This is a genomic window from Gammaproteobacteria bacterium (genome assembly GCA_013696315.1).
GTDB lineage: Bacteria > Pseudomonadota > Gammaproteobacteria > JACCYU01 > JACCYU01 > JACCYU01.
In genome coordinates, this window is record JACCYU010000166.1 from 1 (window position 1) to 5,490 (window position 5,490).

Sequence of the window (5,490 nt, forward strand, 5' to 3'; positions counted from 1 at the left end):
CGCGCATCGGCCTGTTGCTTGACATCACGTTACGCGAAATCGAGCGGATCCTGTACTTCGAGGCATTCGTGGTGATCGATCCGGGCATGACCCCGCTGGAGCGGTGCAAGCTGTTGTCCGATGAAGAATACCTGCAGGCCATCGAGGAGCACGGCGACGAGTTCGATGCGCGCATGGGCGCCGAGGCGGTGTACGAACTTTTGCGCTCCATCGACATGCAGGCCGAGGCCATGCGACTGCGTGACGAAATCGGTCAGACCGGTTCCGAAACCAAGCTCAAGCGCATTGGCAAGCGGCTCAAGCTGATCGAGTCTTTCAACGATTCCGGCAACAAGCCGGAGTGGATGGTGCTGACCGTGCTGCCGGTGCTGCCGCCCGATTTGCGCCCGCTGGTGCCACTGGACGGCGGTCGCTTCGCGACTTCTGATCTGAACGACTTATACCGTCGCGTCATTAATCGCAATAATCGTCTCAAGCGCCTGCTGGAGCTGAACGCGCCCGACATCATCGTGCGCAACGAAAAACGCATGCTGCAGGAATCGGTCGACGCGCTGCTGGACAATGGGCGGCGCGGTCGCGCGATTACCGGCAGCAACAAGCGGCCGCTGAAGTCGCTGGCGGACATGATCAAGGGCAAGCAGGGCCGTTTCCGACAGAATCTGCTGGGCAAGCGTGTGGACTATTCCGGGCGCTCGGTGATTGTGGTAGGTCCTACTTTGAGACTGCACCAATGCGGCCTGCCCAAGAAGATGGCGCTGGAGCTGTTCAAGCCGTTCATCTTCAGCAAGCTGCATCTGCGCGGGCTTGCCACCACCATCAAGGCGGCGAAAAAGCTGGTGGAAAAAGAAGGCCCGGAGGTGTGGGACATTCTCGAAGAGGTCATCCGTGAACACCCGGTGATGCTGAATCGCGCGCCCACCCTGCATCGACTGGGCATTCAGGCGTTCGAGCCGGTGCTGATCGAGGGCAAGGCCATTCAGCTGCATCCGCTGGTGTGCGCTGCGTTCAACGCGGACTTCGACGGCGATCAGATGGCGGTGCATGTGCCGCTATCGATCGAGGCGCAGCTGGAGGCGCGCGCGCTGATGATGTCCACCAACAATATCCTGTCGCCCGCACACGGCGATCCGATCATCGTGCCGTCGCAGGACATCGTGCTGGGCCTTTATTACATGACCCGCGAGCGCATCAACGCGAAGGGCGAAGGCAGCGTGTTCGCCGACGTGGCGGAAGTGCACCGGGCGTACGAGGGTCGGCATGTGGAGCTGCACGCGCGCGTCAAGGTGCGAATCCGCGAGGTCGTGTTCAGCGAGGCGGACGAACGTATCGAGAGCTTTAATCGCATCGACACTACCGTCGGCCGCGCGCTGCTGTCGCAGATTCTGCCGGACGGGCTCGGTTTCGATTACGTCAATCGCAACCTAGACAAGCGCGGCATCTCGCGGCTGATCAACGCGTGCTACCGTAACGTGGGGCTGAAGGATACCGTGGTGTTTGCCGACCGGCTGATGTACACGGGGTTTTTTTACGCCACCCGCGCCGGCGTCTCGTTCGGCGTGGACGACATGGTGGTGCCGCAGGAAAAGGAAACTATCCTTGCCGCGGCCGAACGCGAGGTCAAGGAGATCGAGGGCAATTACACCTCCGGCCTGCTGACCAAGGGCGAACGCTACAACCGCGTGGTGGACATCTGGTCACGCACCAACGATCAGGTCGCGAAAGCCATGATGTCCAAGCTGGGCACCGAGCAGGTTGTCGACGCGGAAGGTACGTCGGTTTCGCAGAAGTCGTCCAATTCAATTTTTATGATGGCCGATTCGGGCGCGCGCGGATCCGCCGCACAAATCCGCCAGCTCGCCGGCATGCGCGGGCTGATGGCCAAACCCGACGGCTCCATCATCGAAACGCCCATCACCGCGAATTTCCGCGAGGGCCTGAATGTGTTGCAGTACTTCATTTCCACCCACGGCGCCCGCAAGGGTCTGGCCGACACCGCGCTCAAGACCGCGAACTCCGGTTATCTGACCCGTAGGCTGGTCGACGTGGCGCAGGACATGGTGGTCACGGATCCGGATTGCGGCACCCGCGAGGGCATCGTGATGAAACCCATCATCGAGGGCGGCGATGTGGTCGAGCCGTTGCGCGAGCGCGTGCTGGGCCGCACGGTCGCCGACGACGTGTTTCTGCTGGGCCAGAAGGAACCGGTGGTCACCGCCGGCACCCTACTGGACGAGCGCTGGGTGCAGGAACTCGAAGAACTGGGCGTGGACGAGGTCAAAGTGCGTACCGCGATTAACTGTCGGGCGCGATATGGTGTCTGCTCGGCGTGCTATGGACGCGATCTGGCGCGCGGCCACATCGTCAATAAGGGCGAGTCGGTGGGCGTCATCGCGGCGCAATCCATCGGCGAGCCCGGCACGCAGCTGACCATGCGCACCTTCCACATCGGCGGCGCCGCCAGCCGCGCCGCGGCTGCCTCCAGCATTACCATCAAGTCGCCGGGGCATATCCGCCTGCATAACATCAAGATCGTCAAGCACGAGAGCAGCGGCAACAACGTCGCCGTGTCGCGATCCGGCGAGCTTGGGCTGATCGACTCGCAGGGCCGGGAAAAGGAACGCTACAGGGTGCCGTATGGGGCTGTGATCTCGGTCAATGACGGCGACCGCGCCGACCCGGGGCAAATCGTCGCCAACTGGGATCCGCACACCCATCCCATTATCACCGAGGTGGCCGGCCGCATTTCGCTGCATGACTTTATCGAGGGCATTACGGTTAACAAGCAGATCGACGAGGTGACAGGCTTAAGCTCAAGAGTGATCTCGGACCCGAAGACGCGCGGCACGCACGGCAAGGATCTGCGGCCAATGGTCAGGCTCAGCGACGAAGACGGCGTCAATCTGGCGCTGGCCGGCACCGATCTGCCCGCGCAATATGCGTTGCCGCCCGGCGCGATCATCAGCCTGACCGACGGCGCCAAGGTGGATGTAGGCGACGTGGTCGCGCGCATTCCGCAGGAATCCTCCAAGACGCGCGACATTACCGGCGGTCTGCCCAGAGTGGCTGATTTGTTCGAGGCGCGTAAGCCTAAGGAAGCGGCCATTCTCGCCGCGCGTTCCGGCACCGTGGGTTTTGGCAAGGAAACCAAAGGCAAGATGCGGCTGGTGATCACCGATGAGAACGGCGAGACCGCCGAGGAGCTGATTCCGAAGTGGCGGCACGTGAACGTGTTCGAGGGTGAGCACGTCGAGCGAGGCGAGGTCGTGGCCGACGGTGAACACAACCCGCACGACATCCTGCGTCTGCTCGGCATCACCGCGCTGGCCGAATACCTGGTCAACGAAATTCAGGAGGTCTACCGTCTGCAAGGCGTGAAGATCAACGACAAGCACATCGAGGTGATCATCCGCCAGATGCTGCGCAAAGTGGAAATTCTCGACCCGGGTGACACGCGTTTCCTGCGTGGCGAGCAGGTCGAGTCCGCGCGCCTGGTCGAGGAGAATGAAAAGGCGGAACGCGACGGCAAACAGCAAGCCAGGTTCGACCCGGTGCTGCTGGGTATCACCAAGGCATCGCTAGTGACCGAGTCGTTTATCTCCGCGGCTTCTTTCCAGGAGACCACGCGGGTACTCACGGAGAGCGCCGTGCGCGGCAGCCGCGACGATCTGCGGGGCTTAAAGGAAAACGTGATCGTGGGCCGTCTGATCCCGGCCGGCACCGGGCAGGCGTATCATGACGAACGACGCCGCAGGCGGTACAGCGAATTTCTCGAGGCTGGCCTGCCGGGCCGTAGCGAGGAGGTGGCAGCTGAGGAAGATGCCCCGCCCGAGCCATTGACGGAGAATGCGCATGACGCCGGCACGTAGGCGAACGCCCGCCTAGAGGCAAGGAATGTAACGCTGGACGCGAAGGCGACATTCATCATGGCCGGCGTTTTGTTTGACACACTGAACAACACTTTCTAAAATGGCTGGCTGTGACAGGCCGCTGCTTAACCGTGCGGCCTGTCCGTCTTTTTTACTGGAGAAAGTTCACTTGGCGACCACGAATCAACTGGTGCGCAACCCGCGCGTACGGCGGCGCGAGAAAAGTAACGTCCCCGCCCTGGAAGCCTGCCCGCAGAAGCGCGGGGTTTGCACGCGCGTTTATACGACCACGCCCAAGAAGCCGAACTCGGCTCTGCGCAAGGTGGCGCGCGTGCGCCTGACCAACGGTTTCGAGGTCGCCAGCTATATCGGCGGCGAAGGTCACAATCTGCAGGAACACTCGGTGGTGCTGATTCGCGGCGGTCGCGTGAAGGATTTGCCCGGTGTGCGCTATCATACGGTGCGCGGCAGTCTCGATACGCAGGGGGTACAGAGTCGCCGTCAGGGTCGCTCCAAGTACGGCTCCAAGCGGCCCAAGTCCTGATGTTCGGCTCATAGGCCTTGCGAATTCAGCGATAACGCGATCCTGCCCGGCAGCCGCCGAGAGTGTCGGTCACACAGTTCAGCCACAAGTTAAAAACTTCAAGTCATGTCCAGAAGAAGAGAAGTGCCCAAGCGCCGGCCGGTGCCCGATCCGAAATACCATAATGTGCAGCTGGCGAAGTTTGTGAACATGCTCATGTTCAGTGGCAAGAAATCCACGGCGGAGCAGATCGTTTACGGGGCGCTTGAGCAGATCAAGGCGCGCAAGGGCGACGAGGGTCTGGACGTGTTCACCAAGGCGCTGGAGAACGTCCGGCCGCTGGTCGAGGTCAAGTCCCGGCGCGTGGGGGGCGCGACCTATCAGGTGCCAATCGAGGTGCGGACATCGCGCCAGGCCGCGCTTGCAATGCGCTGGATCGTGGACGCCGCGCGTAAACGTGGCGAGAAGTCGATGACTAACAAGCTGGCCGGCGAACTGATGGATGCTTCGGATAGCAAGGGCTCGGCGGTACGCAAGCGCGAGGATACGCATCGCATGGCCGAATCGAACAAGGCATTCTCGCACTACCGCTGGTAGGCCGCGGAGCCTGGAGACCGGCGGGTCTCCACCGCGATATTTCGCGATAACGTGCGAGCAACTCGTATTCTGGCGCGGCGCGCCTGCCTTACTAGACGCAGCATGTTGAATTTTTCAGAGGTTTAATCCCGTGGCACGCAAGACCCCTATCGAGCGCTACCGCAACATCGGCATTGCCGCGCATATCGACGCCGGCAAGACCACGACCACCGAGCGCGTGCTGTTCTACACCGGCATTTCCCACAAGATGGGCGAGGTGCATGAGGGCGCGGCGGTCATGGACTGGATGGAGCAGGAGCAGGAGCGCGGCATCACCATCACGTCGGCGGCCACCACCTGTTTCTGGCAGGGTATGGACAAGCAGTTTCCCGAGCATAGAGTCAATATTATCGACACGCCGGGACACGTCGATTTCACCATCGAAGTCGAGCGTTCCCTGCGCGTGCTGGATGGCGCGGTAGTGGTGTTCTGTGCGGTTGGCGGTGTGGAGCCGCAGTCCGAGAC

The 5,490-nt window shown here is 61.8% G+C and carries 4 protein-coding genes; all 4 read left to right on the top strand.

The window, feature by feature from the left end:
- The coding region (gene rpoC, locus H0V34_09975; GenBank protein MBA2492005.1) for a DNA-directed RNA polymerase subunit beta' at positions 1–3,866 on the top strand (3,866 nt) is incomplete at its 5' end.
- 169 nt (positions 3,867–4,035) lie between these two features.
- Positions 4,036–4,410, top strand: coding sequence for a 30S ribosomal protein S12 (gene rpsL, locus H0V34_09980; protein MBA2492006.1), 375 nt, complete (start codon positions 4,036–4,038; stop codon positions 4,408–4,410).
- A 105-nt stretch (positions 4,411–4,515) separates the two neighbouring features.
- Positions 4,516–4,986: a 30S ribosomal protein S7 gene (rpsG, locus tag H0V34_09985; GenBank protein ID MBA2492007.1), complete on the top strand. Its 471-nt coding sequence runs from the start codon at positions 4,516–4,518 to the stop codon at positions 4,984–4,986.
- A gap of 130 nt (positions 4,987–5,116) precedes the next feature.
- Positions 5,117–5,490 (top strand): GTP-binding protein (locus H0V34_09990; GenBank protein MBA2492008.1); only part of this gene is annotated, 374 nt, incomplete at its 3' end.